We start from the raw sequence: 17,660 nt of genomic DNA on the forward strand, positions 1-17,660 counted from the left end.
ACGGCTCCTTGTGTTCCGGGCACTATACGACACCGGCTGATTTCATCAATTCTCTTTTTATTTCATACACTTACATGGATACCGCGGTATACAAGCCAGCTATCTCATTGATTTGGCTGCCAGAGCTCGATCGGATTGCCCTCGGGGTCGTTCAAGCGGGCGAATGTTCCGATCTCGCTGTTCCATTCGTCTCGGGTCCCCACCGCGATTCCAGCCGCGCGCAGTTGGTCGACCATGGCCGCCAGATCGTCGACGCGGAAATTGATCATCCATTGTTGCGCCGCATCACCGAAATAGTCCGTATCTTCCGAGAAAGGGGCAAAAACGGTGTAGCCTTCGCGCTGCTTCCACGGGACAGGGTCATAGTGGTTGACGCCCAGATGGGCCTCGTACCATTGCGACAGAGCCTTCGGATCACGGGCGCGAAAGAACACGCCGCCAATGCCGTTTACCTTCTGCATGGAACACCTCATGCCGTTGGGGGTTGCTGTGGCATCATACCCTGAAACGGAAAAAGGCGCCCGCGAGGGGCGCCTTTTCCAAGGATATGGGCCGCGGATCAGTCGATCATTGGCAGCAGCTTGTCCAGCGACTGCTTGGCGTCGCCATAGAACATGCGGGTGTTTTCCTTATAGAACAGCGGGTTTTCGATACCCGAATACCCGGTGCCCTGCCCGCGTTTTGAGACGATCACCTGCTTGGCCTTCCACACTTCGAGCACCGGCATCCCCGCGATGGGCGAGTTCGGGTCTTCCTGCGCGGCCGGGTTCACGATGTCGTTCGAGCCGATGACAATGACAGCGTCCGTGTCCGGGAAATCATCGTTGATCTCATCCATCTCCAGCACGATGTCATAGGGTACCTTGGCCTCGGCCAGCAGCACGTTCATGTGGCCCGGCAGGCGGCCCGCAACGGGGTGGATGGCAAAGCGCACGTTCTTGCCTTTGGCGCGCAGCTTGCGCACCAGTTCACTGACCGACTGCTGCGCCTGTGCCACCGCCATGCCATATCCCGGCACGATGATGATGCTGTCGGCATCGTTCAGTGCTGCGGCGACACCTTCGGCGTCGATGGCCACCTGTTCGCCTTCCACGGCCATCTGTTCGCCCTGCGGGCCGCCGAAGCCGCCCAGGATCACGCTGACAAAATGGCGGTTCATCGCCTTGCACATGATGTAGGACAGGATCGCACCCGACGAGCCAACCAGCGCACCGACCACGATCAGCAGGTCGTTCCCCAGCGAGAAACCGATAGCCGCCGCAGCCCAGCCCGAATAGCTGTTCAGCATCGACACTACCACCGGCATGTCGGCACCGCCGATGCCCATGATCAGGTGATAACCGATGAACAGCGCCGCCAGCGTCATCAGGAACAGCGGGAAGAAGCCACCCGAAGCGGTGTACCAGATCAGACAGATCAGCGAGAGGCCGGCCGCCGCCGCGTTCAGCGCATGCCCGCCCGGCAGCTTGGTTGCCGCCGAGGTGACCTTGCCGGCCAGCTTGCCATAGGCCACGACCGAACCGGTAAAAGTGATCGCACCGATGAAGATGCCCAGGAACAGCTCGACATGCAGAATGGCCAGCTCGGCCGGGGTTTTCTTGGCGATCAGTTTCGCGAAGGCCCCCAGATCCGACAGGTCGGCATCCTTGGCCGCGTCAACGATCGCAAAGACTTCGGCGACGTTCTTGATCTCGAAATGGGCATTGTAGCCGACGAATACGGCCGCCAGACCCACCAGCGAGTGCATGGCGGCCACAAGCTGCGGCATCTCGGTCATCTGGACGCGCTGCGCCACGTATTGACCGATCAGGCCGCCGCCGATGATCAGCAGCAGCGACAGTGGCCACAGGCCCGATCCGGGGCCGACCAGCGTGGCGAACACCGCCAGCGCCATGCCGACGATGCCGTACCAGACCGCGCGTTTGGCGCTTTCCTGGTTCGACAGACCGCCGAGCGAAAGGATGAACAGAACAGCCGCAACGACATAGGCGGCGGTGGTGAAGCCAAATTCCATGTGCCCGGCCTCCTTAAGATTTCTGGAACATGGCGAGCATGCGCCGGGTTACGAGGAAACCGCCGAAGATGTTGATCCCGGCCATGAAGATTGACAGCGCCGCCAGCAGAATGACGAGGAAAGACCCCGACCCGATCTGCATCAACGCTCCCACGATGATGATCGAGGAAATCGCGTTGGTGATCGCCATCAACGGCGTGTGCAGGCTGTGGCTGACGTTCCAGATTACCTGGAAGCCTACGAAGACCGACAACACGAAAACGATGAAGTGCTGCATGAAGCTGGCCGGAGCCACCAGCCCCACCAACAGCATCAGCGCACCGCCCACGCCCAGCAGCGTCACCTGCTGTTTCGTCTGCGCCTTGAAGGCCGCGATCTCTTGCGCGCGCTTTTCTTCGGGCGTCAGTTCCTTGACCTCGGCCTTGGGTTTGGTCGCGATGGCCTGCACCTTGGGCGGTGGCGGCGGGAAAGTGATCTGCCCTTCGTGGGTCACGGTCGCTCCGCGGATCACGTCGTCTTCCATGTCGTGAACGATCTGCCCGTCCTTGTTGGGCGTCAGATCGGTCATCATGTGCCGGATGTTGGTGGCGTACAGCATCGAGGCCTGCGTCGCCATGCGGCTGGGGAAGTCGGTATAGCCGATGATGGTGACGCCATTGTCGGTAACGATCTTTTCGTCCGGAACGGTCAGCTTGCAGTTGCCGCCCTTCTCGGCCGCGAGGTCCACGATGACCGAGCCGCGTTTCATCGACTGAACCATGTCCTCGGTCCACAGCTCGGGCGCCTCGCGGTTGGGGATCAGCGCCGTGGTGATGACGATGTCCATTTCGGGCGCCATCTCGCGGAACTTGGCCAGCTGCGCCTCGCGGAACTCGGGGCTGGAAGGCTTGGCATAGCCGCCGGTTTCCGCGCCGTCCTGATCGTCCTGGAAATCCAGATAGACGAACTCGGCGCCCATGGATTCGACCTGTTCGGCCACTTCGGGGCGCACGTCGAACGCATAGACCACAGCACCCAGGCTGACGGCCGTGCCGATCGCGGCCAGACCGGCCACGCCGGCGCCCACGACCAGAACCTTGGCCGGCGGCACCTTGCCCGCGGCGGTGACCTGACCGGTGAAGAACCGGCCGAAATTGTTGCCCGCCTCGATCACGGCGCGATAGCCGGCGATGTTGGCCATCGACGACAGCGCATCCATCTTCTGCGCGCGGCTGATGCGGGGCACCATCTCCATCGCGATGACGTTGGCGCCCTTTTCCTTGGCCAGTTCCATCCCTTCTTCGTTCCCGGCCGGGTTGAAGAACGAGATCAGCGTCTTGCCCTTGGTCAGACGCTTGAGTTCGGTTTCGGTGGGCACGCGCACCTTGGCGATGATGTCGGCCGTTTTCCACAGCGCAGCCGCGGTCTTGACGATTTCGACCCCGACGGCCTCGTAAGCCTCGTCCGAGAACCCGGCGGCCGCGCCGGCCCCTTTCTCGATCGCGCAGTCATAGCCCAGTTTCTGCAACTGAACGGCCGACTCCGGAGTCATCGCGACCCGGTTCTCGCCCTTTAGTATTTCCTTTGGCGTGCCTATTTTCACCGGCAAGTCCCCCTAATTATCACTCTGTCCGAGCGGCTGATCGGTATTTCCTGTTAAGCAATCATGTATCCCGCGCAACATTATTTCGCAAGCGCAGCATTCATTACGTTGTGTCACGGGTCGGCGCATCTCAGATCCAGCGCCGGGTTTTGCGTTCGTAGCGCGCGAAATCCGCACGGAAGATGCGGCGGAGGCGGTTTTCCTCGGGCAGGATGAACCGCCGTTCAAGCACCCAGACGAAGACCGGAACCAACACCATCGACAACACGGCATCGAAGCGTAGGATCAACCCGGCAAGGATCAGGACATCGCCCAGATAGATCGGATTGCGGCTGCGCTTGTAAATGCCCGACTGCACCAGCGCCGAAGGTGTTTCATGCGGAATGACCGTCGTACGGTGGCGGCGGAATTCGACAATTGCCAGAACCGCCAGCAGGATGCCTGCACCGATCAACAGCCCGCTCAGCAGATCCGTGAACCAGCCTTCCAGCGAAAGGCCGAACGACAGATAGCGGCCCTGCAACCAAGCCAGTGCCGCAAAGCCCACAAGCCACAGTGGCGGTAAGTCGATACGGCGCATTCGCATCCCTTCGTTGTCGCGACAATCACGGGCAGATTGTCGCTTCCGACTTACGTCCTACCGTTTTCATGACAGGATGGCAAAACCCCAAGGTGTCGCAACCCGAAATCGGGCCATCGACCCCTGAACACCCGATCATGGACAGTCCAGCGTCGATCCGATACCCCCAGATCGAAGAAGAAAAACCCTAGGGATCCAGCATGACCGATTTCGCCGCCACCAAAGCCATGTTCAACCTGCCGGAAGGAGTTCTGTATCTGGACGGCAACTCGCTGGGCCCTCTGCCCAAGGCGGCGGCCGCAAAGGTGCAGAAAATGCTGACCGAGGAATGGGGCCAGATGCTGATCACCGGGTGGAACAAGGCCGGATGGATGGGTATGCCGACCGACCTGGGCGATCGGATCGGCCGCTTGATCGGCGCCGCGCCCGGCACGGTCGTGGTGGGCGACACGCTGTCGATCAAGGTCTATCAGGCGGTTGCCTCGGCATTGGAGCTGAACCCGGGGCGCAAGGTGGTCCTGTCCGACAATGGCAACTTTCCCTCCGATCTCTACATGGCTGACGGGCTGCTGGGCTCGCTGGGCGAGGAGTACGAGCTGCGGGTCGTGGACCCCGAGGCCGTGGCCGAGCACATTACCGATGAAGTCGCCGTGCTGATGCTGACCGAGGTCGACTATCGCACCGGCCGCATGCATGACATGAAGGCGCTGACCGAGCTGGCCCATGCACGCGGCGTCATCACGGTGTGGGATCTTGCCCACTCTGCCGGGGCCATCCCGGTGGACTTGGCCGGGTGCAACGCCGATTTCGCGGTGGGGTGCACCTACAAATACCTCAACGGTGGTCCGGGCGCCCCCGCCTTCATCTATGTCGCGCCGAAATGGGCCGACACCGCGCGCCCGGCCCTGTCCGGCTGGCTGGGACACGAGGCCCCCTTTGCCTTCGACCTGGACTATCGCCCCGGCGCAGGCATCGAGCGCATGCGCGTCGGCACGCCGCCGGTGATCCAGATGACCGCGCTGGCCGCCGCGATGGATATCTGGGACATGGCCGACATGGATGATGTGCGCGCGAAGTCCATCGCTCTGACCGAACAGTTTATCCAGCAGGTCGAGGCCACCTGCCCCGATCTGGAACTGGCCAGCCCCCGCGACCCCGCAATGCGCGGCAGCCAGGTCTCGTTCCGTTTTGCCGACGGGTACGCGGCGATGCAGGCCCTGATCGCCCGCGGCGTGATCGGGGATTTCCGCGCGCCCGACATCATGCGGTTCGGCTTCACGCCGCTGTATATCGACGAAGGCGACGTGACGCGCGCCGTAGAGGTCCTGGCGGACATCATGCAAAACCGTTTGTGGGACAAACCGGAATACAAGATCCGGCAGCGGGTTACCTGACCTCAAGCCCCGCGCCAATCAGCGCGGTCAGCTGGGCGATGCGCTGCTCGAACTCCTCGGCGTTCGAGGCGGTCATCTTGATCCCCTTCAGCGCGGCGGTGATGGTCCGCGCGGTCTCGGCCGGACCGTCTGGCAGTCGCACTCGACCCGCCGCCAGTTCGCGCTTCAGCCATTCGGCGTAAAGGTCCGCCAGCGCCGCCTCACCCTCGGCCACGATGTCGGCAGCGGTGGACTTGCTGGTATCCAGCATTTCAAGCCCATGCGGCGACGCCAGGATGGCCGCCATCCCGGCGATTTGCGCGTCAATCGCCCGCGCCAGAATGTCGGACACCGCTCCATCGCCCTGCAGCGCCTGCGTCACCGCCGCGATCTTTTCGGCGTAATGCGCCTGCGTCAGGCTGCGAACGATGGCCTCTTTGTTCTTGTAATGCAGATAGACCGCCGGACGGGACATACCCGCGCCACGCGCTATGTCATCCATCGAGGTCTTGCGGAACCCATAGGCGGAAAAGGCCTGAAACGCCGAAGTCAGAATCGCCTTTGCCCGTGTATCATCCAATTTTTCCGCCATGAATTGACCTCTGACAGTTTCGCGCGAAATTGTCAATTGACGCGCTGACATTTTTCATAAATTATGTCAGAAACCAGCCACAGCCAAAAGAGGTGCGCCATGGCGACCACGCTGACGATCAACGGCAAGACCCATCAGGTCGACCTTCCTGACGACGTGCCCCTATTGTGGGTTCTCCGGGACGAGATCGGCCTGACCGGCACCAAGTTCGGCTGCGGGGTCGCCGCCTGCGGGGCCTGCACGGTTCACATCGACGGCGAAGCGGTCCGGTCCTGCCAAGTGCCCCTGTCCGACGTCTGGGGCGAAGTGACGACGATTGAGGGCATCGGAACGCCCGAGGCGATGTCGGCGATCCAGCAGGCCTGGGTCGACCATCAGGTCGCGCAATGCGGCTATTGCCAGTCGGGGCAGATCATGCAGGCCGCCGCGCTGCTGGCCGAAAACCCCGCCCCTACGGATGCCGAGATCGACGAGGCGATGCAGGGCAACCTGTGCCGCTGTGGCACCTACCCCCGCATCCGCGCCGCGATCCACGACGCCGCCGCCAAGCTGAAGGAGGCCTGATCCATGGCCAGCATCGGAAAAATCCTGCGCCGAACCTTCCTGATCGGGTCTGCCGCCATCGTCGGCGGCGTGGCCTTCGGCGTTTATTACGTCAATCGCCCTGCCAAAAACCCGCTGAAACCGGGCGAAGGCGAAGCGGCCCTGAACCCCTTCATCCTGATCGATCAGAACGGCGTGACCCTGTTTGCGCCCCGCGCCGAGATGGGCCAGGGCGTGAAAACCACCTGGGCCGCCCTGATCGCCGAAGAACTGGACGTGGATCTGGATCAGGTCACCGTTCTGCACGGGCCTGCGGCGGCGGCCTATTACAACTCGGCCTTGATCGGCGAGAGCCTGCCCAACAAGAGCTATGACGTCTCGAACTTCCAGCACAACCTGGGAGAGGCCCTGGGCGTGATCGGCAAGGCGCTCAGCCTGCAGGTCACCGGCGGCTCGACCTCGATGAAGGACGGGTTCGAGCGGATGCGCGCGGCCGGCGCCTCGGCCCGCGAAACGTTGAAACAGGCGGCCGCCGACCGGCTGGGCATTGACCGCGACCAGTTGAAAACCGCCTCGGGCCACGTCATCGCGCCTGATGGCAGCAAAATCGCCTATACCGAGCTGGCTGCCGACGTGGCGCAGATGGATCCGATTGAGGCGCCCCTGCGCGACCCGTCTGAATGGCGCTATCTGGGCCGGACCCTGCCGCGTCTGGACATGGTGGAAAAGGCCACCGGCACGGCCCAGTTCGGCGTTGACGTGCGCCTTCCGGGCATGAAATTCGCCAGCGTGCGGATGAACCCCAGGCTCGGCGGTCAGATGAACGGCTTCGACGACAGCGCCGCCCGCGCGATGCCGGGCGTCGAAAAGATCGTCGATCTGGGCAATGGCGTTGCGGTGATTGCCACCAACACCTGGCTGGCAAACCAGGCGGTCGAGGCCATCGACGTCGATTGGGGCGAGGCCCCCTATCCCCCTGAAACCGAATCCATCTTTTCCGAGATCGCCAAGGCCTTCGACGCCGATCCCAACTCGACCATGCGCGATGACGGCGATGTCAGCACCGTTCCCGAAGGCGCAACAGTGATCGAAGCTGAATACACTGTCCCCTACCTGGCCCACGCCACGATGGAACCGATGAACGCCACCGCGCTGTTTACCGGCGACGCCTTGGAATTGTGGTGCGGGAACCAAGCCCCCACGCTGATCCAGTTCCGCGTTGCCAACACCGCGGGTCTGGATACCGAAGCAGTCCAAATCCACACCACCTATCTGGGTGGCGGGTTCGGTCGCCGTGGAGAATTGGATTTCGGCGAAATCGCAACCAAGGTTGCCATGGCGGTGCCCGGCACTCCGGTCCAGACGACTTGGAGTCGCGAAGAGGATATGCGTCACGACTACTACCGCCCCGGTGCGATGGCGCGGATGCGCGGCGCGGTTCAGGATGGCAAGGCAGTGCTCATCGACGGTGCGGTCGCCGCGCAGTCCTGCACGCAGCAAGCCGTCGAGCGCTATACCGGAATGCCCGGCGCTGGCCCGGACAAGGTGCTGGTCGAAGGGTTCTTCAATCAGCCCTACGCGGTGCCCAACTATCGCATGAGCGGCCACATCGCCGATCTGAAGATCCCGGTCGGCTTCTGGCGCTCGGTCGGCAACAGCCACAACGGCTTCTTCCACGAGACCTTCATCGACGAGATGGCCCATGCCGCCGGACGCGATCCGCTGGCGTTCCGGCTGGAGCTGATGCGCGACGAACACGCGCCCTCGGCCGGGTGCCTCGAGGCGGTGCGCAACATGTCCGGCTGGACGGGCAAGACCCCAGTTGGCGTGGGACGCGGCGTGGCCTTCACCTACAGCTTCGGTACCCCGGTCGCGCAGGTGATCGAGGTGGTGGACGAAGACGGCACCATCCGTATCAGCAAGGCCTGGATCGCCTGCGACATGGGGCTGGCACTGGACCCCGAAAACGTCAAGGCGCAGATGTTCGGCGGCATGATGTACGGCCTGTCGGCGGCCTGCTATGGCGAAATCACTTTTGCCGATGGCGAGGTCGAGCAGATGAACTTCCCCGACTATGACGCGCTGCGCATGCACACCGCGCCGCAGGTCGAGGTTCAGGTTCTGGAAACCAATCGCTTCATGGGTGGAGCGGGCGAACCCGGCACGCCGCCCTCGATGCCGGCGCTGGGCAACGCGCTGTTTGACCTGACCGGCCAGCGCGCCCGATCCCTGCCGCTCAATAAACAGTTCAACCTTCTGGTATGAAACGAAAAAGACCGACCCGGACGCCCTGGCCGGTCTTTTTCAAGCGTGACCGCACAGGGGCTAAAAGTTCACAGAAAGATAGATGGACGCTTCGGTTGAATCGAGATCGGCCTCGAACAGGCTCAGGTATCCAACCGAGGCTTCGAGAAACACGGCATCTCTGGCTTGCGCCCGCACACCTAGACGTGTGGCCCAGGTCAGATCGTCCGATTCAGTCCCCGCCGTTCCAAAACCATAATTTACCCGGTCTATCCAGTAAGATGCGCTGACTGAAACGTAAGGCGACATGATGGATCTCGAGGTCACGAAGGGCCGACTAATCTCCAACTCGGGTGTCAGGGCACCATACCGCGCGCCGCCGACTTCGCTCATGATGTTCGTGGGACTTCCCGCTAAGCTACCGCTCAGTTCAAATTCCGCGGCGCCATAATCATAGTAGTCAAAGGCAAGGGAGGGGCGCAAAACAAAAGCCCCAGCTTCATACTGGCCGATCGCCTCGAGGTTTGCCCGCCAACGCGAACGATCAAAGCTGCCATCCAGCTGCAGCACTGAAACGTCCGTTGTAAACCGGCCATATGTTGCAACGCCGGTCAAAACCCAGGTTTCGCTGGCGCGCCATGAAAAATAGGGGCCCACAGACACCCCACTCACATCCTTCGCAAGCTGACCGCTGAAGCCTTTCGTGTTCGTGTTTTCGTATTCGACCTGAAAGCCAAGCACCAAGTCCTCGCGAACAAGCCGATCGATACCCGCTGCGAAATAACTGTCTGATATATCCGTGTCCCGAAAGCCCCGAGTGTCTTGGGTTTCGGTATAGGTGAAATCAGACCACACGTTCCAGGGGGTGGGCGGCGCCCATTCCCGTCCCGGCGTCAGTGGTGGACCCACGACCGGGTCGCACAGCGCCGGGTCCAGCTTACCCGACGCCTCCTGAACGCATGCAGACCTTGGGTAGTAGTCACGTCGGCCATTGCCACTGCTCGTGCGCGGCACCGCTGTCGTGGCGACACCACCACCGCCGGAGCCGCCATTGCCGCCTCCGCCAAAGCCGCCGTTGCCGCCACCGCCAAAACCGCCGGAGCCGCCGTTGCCGCCACCGCCAAAACCGCCGCCCGAACCGCCGTTGCCGCCACCGCCAAAACCGCCGCCCGAGCCGCCGTTGCCGCCTCCGCCAAAACCGCCGCCCGAACCGCCGTTGCCGCCACCGCCAAAACCGCCGCCCGAACCGCCGTTGCCGCCACCGCCAAAGCCGCCACCCGAGCCGCTGTTGCCGCCACCGTTACCCCCACCCCCGCCCGGCAAGGTCCAATCACGTTTCTGGTTTTGCGTATCAATCAGGCAGTCATTGCCATTTGGCGCACCACCTTGCTTGAAAAGCCGGTGAACGCCACCGCTACCATTGGAGACAAAGGGCGAAAGCGAAAGATGAACACCCTTCCGCGAACTGCTCCACGTGTCGACCGTCGAATTGCCTTGGGCGGCTTCCAGTCGGAAATTTCCCTGCCCCGTCGCAGACAACCAAACCGAAGAGGCAGAGTCCCGGGTTCGTCCAATATAAACCAAATCGCCCAAAGAACCGCATTGTTGCGCAAATGCTTCCGACGAAAAGACTGCCGCCGTGAACATCGGCACCACCCAGCGTCCTACCGGGAAGGCAAATTGTCCGAGGTTTGACATCGGTGAATTCCCTCAAAACCGCCGCCTGCGCCGAAAAAGGGCCGACGTCAGCAACAGCCTGCTGTTGCATCAAGGAATTCGCAACGCCCATGGGGTCGCTTGCCAAAATACACCTGTCACCATGCCCAAATAACAACAGCTGGCGGACAACCGTCGCCTGGCACGAGCCCGTAAGGCAATCAGGCCGTCATTTGATAGGGTGCAGCCCTGTTTCCACGCGTCCAGGCCCGAACGGCGTCGCCGAAGGCCTGAAACAGGGGCCGCGACACCGGGTCATTGGCGGCATCCCATTCCGGGTGCCATTGCACCGACAGGGTAAACCCGGGCGCATCTTGGATATAGATCGCCTCGGGCGTACCATCCGGCGCGTGGCCGTCGATCACCACGCCCTTGCCCACCGTCTTGATGCCCTGCCCATGCAGCGTATTGGTCATCACCTCACTGGCGCCGAACAGGCGGTGAAAAACCCCGCCCTCAGTCAGCTTGACCACATGGCGCAGGGCGAATTTCTCTTCCAGCGTGCCATCGGGCGGCATGCGGTGGTTCATCCGGCCGGGCAGATCGCGGATTTCCGGGTACAAAGTGCCGCCCATGGCCACGTTGACCTCTTGGAACCCTCGGCAGATGCCCAGAAAGGGCTGGCCGCGTTCCACGCAAGCCCGCACCAGCGGCAGGGTGATTGCATCACGCGCCCGGTCGAATTCACCATGCGCGTCAGTTGCCGGCTCGCCGTATTCCTCGGGGTGAACGTTAGGGCGGCCACCGGTCAGCAGGAAACCGTCGCAAACCTCAAGCAGCTCGGCCACGTCGACATAGCGCGGGTCGGCCGGGATCAGCAGCGGCAGACAGTTCGAAACATTCGCGACCGCGTCCGAATTCATCGTTCCACCGGCATGGGTGGGATACTGGTCGTTCATCAGATACGAATTGCCGATGATGCCAACGACGGGTCGGGACATTCCGCTACCTTGCTGCTTTACATGCACTGGTCGGAAATTATCCGCCAGTTCAGCAACGTGCAAGAAAACACGCCCTGCACCATGGCGCAAGGACGTGTTCAGATACGCACATATCGTTTCCGATTTCCGCAGAGCGCTGGACGGATTTCCCGAACGATCTGCCGCGTGCGTGACGGCAGCACCAACCGATCAGGTCTCGCCGGTCAGCCCAGCGGCATCGATCCCGGCCATGGCTGCAACCACGTCGTTGTCCGAGGTGTCGCCGGTGACGCCGACGGCCCCGATCACCGCGCCCTTGCGGTCGCGCAACAGCACGCCGCCCGGCACCGGCACGACCTGACCGCCATAGACCCCATTCACCGCGGCCATGAAATAGGCCTGCGCCTCGGCCCGCTGCATCTGGGCGGTGCCTGCCATGCCCAGCATGACCGATCCATAGGCCTTGCCATGGGCAATCGCGAACCGGCCGGGGGCCGCGCCGTCCTCGCGCTCGAAGGCGATGACATGGCCGCCAGCGTCCAGCACCACCACCGACAGGGGTTTCAGGTCCATCTCGCGCCCTTTCTCAAGGGTTTTGCGAATGATGGTGCGGGCCTTTCTGAGTGAAACCGACATGATCTTGTCCTCTGTCTGCGGTGGTCTGCCCCGGTTCTAGCCCTGACGGGCCTTCAGTTCCAGCCGTCGCGCATGCAGGACCGGCTCGGTATAGCCCGAGGGCTGCACCCGCCCCTTGAACACCAGGTCGCAGGCGGCCTGGAAGGCGATGCCGTCGTAACCCGGTGCCATGGGCAGATAGGCCGGGTCGTCCGCGTTCTGACGGTCAACCACTGCGGCCATCTTCTTCATCGCGGCCATCACATGATCGGCGCTGATCACGTCGTGATGCAGCCAGTTGGCCAGCGCCTGGCTCGAGATCCGGCAGGTGGCGCGATCCTCCATCAGACCCACGTCGTTGATATCGGGCACCTTCGAGCAGCCGACGCCCTGATCGACCCAGCGTACGACGTATCCCAGGATGCCCTGTGCGTTGTTCTCGATCTCGCGGGTGATCTCGTCGTCGCTGAGGTTGCGGCCGCCAAGCAGCGGGATGGTCAGCAGATCGTCCAGCGTGCCGCGCGGGCCTCCGGCAGCGATCTCGTCCTGACGGGCCAAGACGTCCACCTTGTGGTAATGAGTCGCGTGCAGGGTCGCTGCGGTGGGCGACGGCACCCAGGCGCAGGTCGCACCGGCCATGGGGTGGCCGATCTTGGCCTCGAGCATCTCGCCCATCCGGTCGGGCATGGCCCACATGCCCTTGCCGATCTGCGCCCGCCCCTTCAGACCGCAGGCCAGCCCGATATCGACATTGCGATCCTCGTAGGACTGGATCCATGGCGTATTCTTCATGTCGCCCTTGGGCAGCATCGGCCCGGCCTCCATCGAGGTATGGATTTCATCCCCCGTCCGGTCGAGGAATCCGGTATTGATGAAGGCCACCCGCGATTTCGCGGCGCGGATGCACTCCTTGAGGTTTACCGAAGTCCGGCGTTCCTCATCCATGATGCCCAGTTTCACGGTGTTGCGCGGCAGGCCCAGAATGTCCTCGACCATGTCGAAAATTTTGACCGAGAACGCCACCTCTTCGGGTCCGTGCATCTTGGGCTTGACCACATAGACCGAACCGTGGACCGAGTTGCCGCCATCACGCTGCAGGTCGTGCATCGCGATCAGCGTGGTGCACAGCGCGTCCATTAGCCCCTCGCCGATCTCGTTGCCCTCGGCGTCCAGCACGGCTGGGTTGGTCATCAGGTGGCCCACATTACGCACCAGCATCAGCGATCGGCCCTTCAGGCTACCGGCCGATCCGTCGGGCCGGGTAAAGGCGATGTCCTCGGACAGTTTGCGGGTAAATGTCCGGCCGCCCTTCGTGACCTCTTCGGTCAGATCGCCTTTCATCAGGCCCAGCCAGTTGCCATAGGCCACGACCTTGTCCTCGGCATCGACGCAAGCCACCGAATCTTCGCAGTCCATGATGGTGGACAGGGCCGACTCCAGGCGCACATCGGAAATGCCCGCCGGGTCCGAGGCCCCAATGGTGCTGGACGGGTCGATCATGATCTGGATGTGCAGGCCGTTGTTCTTCAGCAGCACGAAGTCCGAGGCCTTGGCCGCACCCCCGAAGCCCACGAATTTCCCGGGCTCGGCCAGCGCCGGAACCAATGCGCCGCCTTCGACCTTCAGACCGGATACATCGGCCCAGCTGCCTTGGGCAAGCGGTGCTGCCTCGTCCAGAAACGCCTTGGCCCAAGCGATGACCCGCGCACCGCGGGCCGCGTCATAGCCGCCCCCTTGCGGCAGGTCGCCCATCGCGTCGGTGCCATAGAGCGCATCATACAGGCTGCCCCAGCGGGCGTTGGCCGCGTTCAGGGCAAAACGCGCATTGGTGATCGGCACCACCAGCTGCGGGCCGGGCGTCGCGGCGATCTCGGGGTCGACATTCGCCGTGTCAATCTGGAAATCGGGGCCTTCATCCAGCAGATAGCCGATTTCGCGCAGAAAGGCTTGGTACTCGGCCATGTCGATGGGTTGCCCCTTGCGGGCCAGGTGCCATGCGTCGATCCGGCTTTGGATCTCGGCGCGCTTGTCCAGCAATTCGCGGTTCTGCGGCCCCAACTCGGCCACCATCCGCGCGAGGCCCGCCCAGAACGCATCGGGGGCCACCCCGGTTCCCGGCAGCGCCTGCTGCTCAATGAATTCAGCCAGAACCGTGTCTACGTTCAGCCCGTGCCGGTCTTGTCTGCCGCTCATGAATCGAATCTCCCGCCCTGTCGTAACATTGGTCTAGTTCACCAAATAAGCCGAGCGTTTCCGATAGGCAACTTCTGCGTTCAATTTTTGGTAAAATTTTTTTACCAAAAATCGACATCCCCGGGCCACCCATGGCTTCGATCGCCTTGCAGCCAATTCATGATCCCCCTAACTTCGCGCCCAACATCCATACACCAGAGGCCCCCGATGCGTGACGCCGCCCCCACAACGATTTACCTCAAGGACTACTCGCCGTTCGGTTACATCGTCGACAGCGTTCACCTGATCTTCGATCTGGCGCCGAATGCAACGCGCGTGACATCACGCATCGCGTTCCGCCCGAACCCGCAAGCCACCGACCGCACGTTCTTTTTGCACGGTGAAGAGCTGAAGCTGATCCGCGCCAGCATCGACGGCACCCCGATCACCCCCGACGTCACCGAAAAGGGCTTGACCGCAAGCGTCCCCGATGCCCCCTTCGTCTGGGAGGCTGAAGTCGAGATCGACCCCGGCAACAACACCGCGCTCGAAGGGCTGTACATGTCCAACGGCATGTATTGCACCCAGTGCGAGGCCGAGGGATTCCGCAAGATCACCTTCTACCCCGACCGGCCCGACGTGATGTCCACCTTCACCGTTAGCATCAACGGTGACCTGCCGGTGCTGCTGTCCAACGGCAACCCGACGGGCAAGGGCGAAGGCTGGGCCGAATGGACCGACCCCTGGCCCAAGCCCGCCTATCTGTTCGCTCTGGTCGCCGGAGACCTGGTTGCCCATTCCGACAGCTTCACCACCAATTCGGGCCGGCATGTGGATCTGAACCTCTGGGTCCGCCCCGGGGATGAGGGCAAATGCGCCTTTGGCATGGACGCGCTGAAGCGGTCAATGAAATGGGACGAGGACGTCTATGGCCGCGAATACGATCTGGACGTGTTCAACATCGTCGCCGTGGATGACTTCAACATGGGCGCGATGGAGAACAAGGGGCTGAACATCTTCAACTCGTCTGCGGTGCTGGCCAGCCCTGAAACCTCGACCGATGCCAATTTCGAACGGATCGAGGCGATCATCGCGCATGAGTATTTCCACAACTGGACCGGCAACCGCATCACCTGCCGCGACTGGTTCCAGCTGTGCCTGAAAGAGGGGCTGACCGTGTTCCGCGACGCGCAGTTCACCTCTGACATGCGCTCGGCCCCGGTCAAGCGCATCCATGACGTGATCGACCTGCGCGCGCGCCAGTTCCCCGAGGACAACGGGCCGCTATCGCACCCCGTGCGCCCCGAAAGCTTTCAGGAGATCAACAACTTCTACACCGCGACCGTCTATGAGAAAGGTGCCGAGGTGATCGGCATGCTGAAAACGCTGGTGGGGGACGAGGCCTATTCCAAGGCGCTGGACCTGTATTTTGAACGCCACGACGGGCAGGCCTGTACGATCGAGGACTGGCTGAAAGTGTTCGAGGACACGACCGGCCGCGACCTGACCCATTTCAAGCGGTGGTACAGCCAGTCCGGCACGCCCCGGGTGAAGGTCGAGGAGGATTGGGCCGACGGCACCTATACCCTGACCCTGTCCCAGAGCACCCCACCCACGCCCGGCCAACCCGAGAAGCTGCCGCAGGTGATCCCCGTGGCCGTGGGCCTGCTGGGTCCCAATGGCAACGAGGTGCGCGGCACCGAGGTGCTGGAACTGACCGAAGTGCGCCAGAGCTTCACCTTCGATGGGCTGGCCACGCGGCCCGTCGCCTCGATCCTGCGGGGGTTCTCGGCGCCGGTGATCCTGGAGCATGACCGACCCAACGCCGAACGCGCGTTTTTGCTGGCCCATGACACCGATCCGTTCAACCGGTGGGAGGCCGGACGGACGCTGGCGCAGGACACCTTGCTGCGCATGATCACACAGGACGCGGCCCCCGATGCCGAATATCTGGATGGCTTGCTGGCCGTTCTGCGCGACGCCGATCTGGACCCGGCCTATCGTGCACTGATGCTGGGTCTGCCGACCCAATCCGAACTGGCCGCCGCGCTGCACGAACAGGGCAAAACGCCCGACCCGATGGCGATCTGGCGCGGGGTCGAGACCCTACGACAAGCCACCGCCCAACATATGCAGGACCTGTTGCCCCGCCTGCACTCCGAGGCGCTGGTGGACGGCCCCTATTCGCCCGATGCCGAACAGGCGGGCAAGCGCGCATTGGGCAGCGCCGCGCTGGCGCTGACCACCCGGCTGGACGGCGGCGCCATGGCGGCCGAGGTCTATGCCAAGGCCGACAACATGACCCTGCAGCTCAGCGCCCTGTCTTGCCTGCTGCGGGCCGGCAAAGGTCAGGCGGAACTGGCGGCATTCTACGACCAGTGGCACCACGACCGGCTGGTTCTGGACAAATGGTTCGGGCTTCAAGCCTCGCTGGCCGCACCGGACGATGCGCCGCGGATCGCCCGCGCCCTGTCCGAGCATCCCGATTTCAACTGGAAGAACCCCAATCGGTTCCGTGCGCTGATGGGTGGACTGGCAATGAACCACGCCGGGTTCCACCATGCCAGCGGCGCGTCCTACGCCTTGCTGGCCGACTGGCTGATCCGGCTGGACCCGGTCAACCCGCAGACCACTGCGCGCATGTGCACCGCCTTCCAGACCTGGAAACGCTATGACGCCGACCGTCAGGACCTGATCCGCGCCCACCTGACTCGCATCGCCGAAACCCCGAACCTGTCGCGCGACACGACCGAGATGATCTCGCGCATCCTCGGGGCATGACGGCGCCCGAAGGCTCCGGGTTCCGCTTTGCCCGCCACAACCGGTCGCCCCGCAGCATCGCCATTCTGGCCGCTGTCTATGCGGGGCTGCTGGCACTTGTGCTGGTTTTCGACGCGGCTTGGTGGCTGATTGGGTTGCTGGCGCTGGGCACCCTGCCCGCGCTGTGGGACGTGCTGCGCGACACCGATGCCGGGCTGAACCTGGAGCCTGCAAAACTGCGCTGGCATTCGGGCGCACGGCAGGGCGAGATCGACCTGACCGAGATCGACTTCTTCCGCTTCGACACACGCTGGGACTTTTCGGTGCGCGTTTCGATGGTGCTGACCAACGGCAAGCGGTTGCGCCTGCCGGACGAGGCCCTTCCGCCGCACAAACAGCTGGAACAGGCGCTGCAACAGGCCGGTTTCCGGGTCGACCGGCATCATTTCACGGTTTTCTGAAACGATACCGCTGTTTCCAGGCCCATTGAACCTGATCCATCGCCGTTTTTGCGCACCTGCGCCCGACATCTTGAATTTTGCACAATTC

The 17,660-nt window shown here is 62.8% G+C and carries 15 protein-coding genes; 6 read left to right on the plus strand and 9 right to left on the minus strand.

Annotated features, from left to right (window positions below; all coding sequences use genetic code 11):
• Positions 1-104 precede the first annotated feature (104 nt).
• The 4 genes from AC2FNS_RS07240 to AC2FNS_RS07255 form a co-directional block, all read right to left on the minus strand.
• Positions 105-461 (minus strand): VOC family protein, encoded by a 357-nt coding sequence (locus AC2FNS_RS07240; protein ID WP_496712965.1) that lies wholly within the window; start codon positions 459-461, stop codon positions 105-107.
• A gap of 98 nt (positions 462-559) precedes the next feature.
• Complete coding sequence (locus tag AC2FNS_RS07245; RefSeq protein ID WP_496678892.1) at positions 560-2,014, minus strand: NAD(P)(+) transhydrogenase (Re/Si-specific) subunit beta; 1,455 nt, start codon at positions 2,012-2,014, stop codon at positions 560-562.
• Between the two features lie 13 nt (positions 2,015-2,027).
• A complete protein-coding gene (locus AC2FNS_RS07250; protein ID WP_496678890.1) occupies positions 2,028-3,596 on the minus strand; it encodes a Re/Si-specific NAD(P)(+) transhydrogenase subunit alpha in 1,569 nt (522 codons plus the stop codon).
• Positions 3,597-3,726: 130 nt separating this feature from the next.
• Positions 3,727-4,176: a methyltransferase family protein gene (locus AC2FNS_RS07255; RefSeq protein WP_496686059.1), complete on the minus strand. Its 450-nt coding sequence runs from the start codon at positions 4,174-4,176 to the stop codon at positions 3,727-3,729.
• 68 nt (positions 4,177-4,244) lie between these two features.
• Here AC2FNS_RS07255 and AC2FNS_RS07260 point away from each other — a divergent pair, with 68 nt between their 5' ends.
• Together AC2FNS_RS07260 and kynU are read left to right on the plus strand one after the other, a co-directional pair.
• Entirely contained in the window at positions 4,245-4,367 is a 123-nt protein-coding gene (locus tag AC2FNS_RS07260) for a hypothetical protein (protein WP_496713620.1), read from the plus strand.
• A gap of 9 nt (positions 4,368-4,376) precedes the next feature.
• A complete protein-coding gene (gene kynU, locus AC2FNS_RS07265; RefSeq protein WP_496713618.1) occupies positions 4,377-5,570 on the plus strand; it encodes a kynureninase in 1,194 nt (397 codons plus the stop codon).
• On the opposite strand, the gene AC2FNS_RS07270 is transcribed toward kynU, so the two are convergent.
• Positions 5,563-6,141 carry a TetR/AcrR family transcriptional regulator gene (locus AC2FNS_RS07270; RefSeq protein ID WP_496686055.1) on the minus strand — a complete coding sequence of 193 codons (579 nt, stop codon included), beginning with the start codon at positions 6,139-6,141 and terminating at the stop codon, positions 5,563-5,565. The two genes, kynU and AC2FNS_RS07270, sit on opposite strands and share 8 nt — an antisense overlap.
• Before the next feature lie 99 nt (positions 6,142-6,240).
• On the opposite strand from AC2FNS_RS07270, the gene AC2FNS_RS07275 reads away from it, so the two are divergent.
• Complete coding sequence (locus AC2FNS_RS07275; RefSeq protein ID WP_496713616.1) at positions 6,241-6,705, plus strand: (2Fe-2S)-binding protein; 465 nt, start codon at positions 6,241-6,243, stop codon at positions 6,703-6,705.
• Between the two features lie 3 nt (positions 6,706-6,708).
• A complete protein-coding gene (locus tag AC2FNS_RS07280; protein WP_496797396.1) occupies positions 6,709-8,949 on the plus strand; it encodes a xanthine dehydrogenase family protein molybdopterin-binding subunit in 2,241 nt (746 codons plus the stop codon).
• A 60-nt stretch (positions 8,950-9,009) separates the two neighbouring features.
• On the opposite strand, the gene AC2FNS_RS07285 is transcribed toward AC2FNS_RS07280, so the two are convergent.
• The 4 genes from AC2FNS_RS07285 to AC2FNS_RS07300 all read right to left on the minus strand — a co-directional run bounded on the left by AC2FNS_RS07285 (position 9,010) and on the right by AC2FNS_RS07300 (position 14,372).
• Positions 9,010-10,626: an autotransporter outer membrane beta-barrel domain-containing protein gene (locus AC2FNS_RS07285; RefSeq protein ID WP_496713612.1), complete on the minus strand. Its 1,617-nt coding sequence runs from the start codon at positions 10,624-10,626 to the stop codon at positions 9,010-9,012.
• A 179-nt stretch (positions 10,627-10,805) separates the two neighbouring features.
• Positions 10,806-11,585: a gamma-glutamyl-gamma-aminobutyrate hydrolase family protein gene (locus AC2FNS_RS07290; protein WP_496713610.1), complete on the minus strand. Its 780-nt coding sequence runs from the start codon at positions 11,583-11,585 to the stop codon at positions 10,806-10,808.
• 189 nt (positions 11,586-11,774) lie between these two features.
• Positions 11,775-12,200: a GlcG/HbpS family heme-binding protein gene (locus tag AC2FNS_RS07295; RefSeq protein WP_496678876.1), complete on the minus strand. Its 426-nt coding sequence runs from the start codon at positions 12,198-12,200 to the stop codon at positions 11,775-11,777.
• Between the two features lie 36 nt (positions 12,201-12,236).
• Positions 12,237-14,372 carry a malate synthase G gene (locus tag AC2FNS_RS07300; protein ID WP_496797398.1) on the minus strand — a complete coding sequence of 712 codons (2,136 nt, stop codon included), beginning with the start codon at positions 14,370-14,372 and terminating at the stop codon, positions 12,237-12,239.
• 207 nt (positions 14,373-14,579) lie between these two features.
• Between AC2FNS_RS07300 and pepN the strand changes: the two genes are divergently transcribed.
• Together pepN and AC2FNS_RS07310 are read left to right on the plus strand one after the other, a co-directional pair.
• Positions 14,580-17,132: an aminopeptidase N gene (pepN, locus tag AC2FNS_RS07305; RefSeq protein ID WP_496803806.1), complete on the plus strand. Its 2,553-nt coding sequence runs from the start codon at positions 14,580-14,582 to the stop codon at positions 17,130-17,132.
• Complete coding sequence (locus AC2FNS_RS07310) at positions 17,129-17,572, plus strand: hypothetical protein (protein WP_496713674.1); 444 nt, start codon at positions 17,129-17,131, stop codon at positions 17,570-17,572. Before pepN ends, AC2FNS_RS07310 begins: the two co-directional genes overlap by 4 nt.
• Positions 17,573-17,660 lie beyond the last annotated feature (88 nt).

This window comes from Ruegeria sp. BHSA191, assembly GCF_059613325.1.

Excerpts from the sequence above, each read along its gene's own strand:
- AC2FNS_RS07240 (WP_496712965.1), bottom strand. The coding sequence starts at position 461 with ATGCAGAAGGTAAACGGCATTGGCGGCGTGTTCTTTCGCGCCCGTGAT.
- AC2FNS_RS07245 (WP_496678892.1), bottom strand. The coding sequence starts at position 2,014 with ATGGAATTTGGCTTCACCACCGCCGCCTATGTCGTTGCGGCTGTTCTG.
- AC2FNS_RS07255 (WP_496686059.1), bottom strand. The coding sequence starts at position 4,176 with ATGCGCCGTATCGACTTACCGCCACTGTGGCTTGTGGGCTTTGCGGCA.
- AC2FNS_RS07260 (WP_496713620.1), top strand. The coding sequence starts at position 4,245 with ATGACAGGATGGCAAAACCCCAAGGTGTCGCAACCCGAAATCGGGCCA.
- kynU (WP_496713618.1), top strand. The coding sequence starts at position 4,377 with ATGACCGATTTCGCCGCCACCAAAGCCATGTTCAACCTGCCGGAAGGA.
- AC2FNS_RS07270 (WP_496686055.1), bottom strand. The coding sequence starts at position 6,141 with ATGGCGGAAAAATTGGATGATACACGGGCAAAGGCGATTCTGACTTCG.
- AC2FNS_RS07275 (WP_496713616.1), top strand. The coding sequence starts at position 6,241 with ATGGCGACCACGCTGACGATCAACGGCAAGACCCATCAGGTCGACCTT.
- AC2FNS_RS07280 (WP_496797396.1), top strand. The coding sequence starts at position 6,709 with ATGGCCAGCATCGGAAAAATCCTGCGCCGAACCTTCCTGATCGGGTCT.
- AC2FNS_RS07285 (WP_496713612.1), bottom strand. The coding sequence starts at position 10,626 with ATGTCAAACCTCGGACAATTTGCCTTCCCGGTAGGACGCTGGGTGGTG.
- AC2FNS_RS07290 (WP_496713610.1), bottom strand. The coding sequence starts at position 11,585 with ATGTCCCGACCCGTCGTTGGCATCATCGGCAATTCGTATCTGATGAAC.
- AC2FNS_RS07295 (WP_496678876.1), bottom strand. The coding sequence starts at position 12,200 with ATGTCGGTTTCACTCAGAAAGGCCCGCACCATCATTCGCAAAACCCTT.
- AC2FNS_RS07300 (WP_496797398.1), bottom strand. The coding sequence starts at position 14,372 with ATGAGCGGCAGACAAGACCGGCACGGGCTGAACGTAGACACGGTTCTG.
- pepN (WP_496803806.1), top strand. The coding sequence starts at position 14,580 with ATGCGTGACGCCGCCCCCACAACGATTTACCTCAAGGACTACTCGCCG.
- AC2FNS_RS07310 (WP_496713674.1), top strand. The coding sequence starts at position 17,129 with ATGACGGCGCCCGAAGGCTCCGGGTTCCGCTTTGCCCGCCACAACCGG.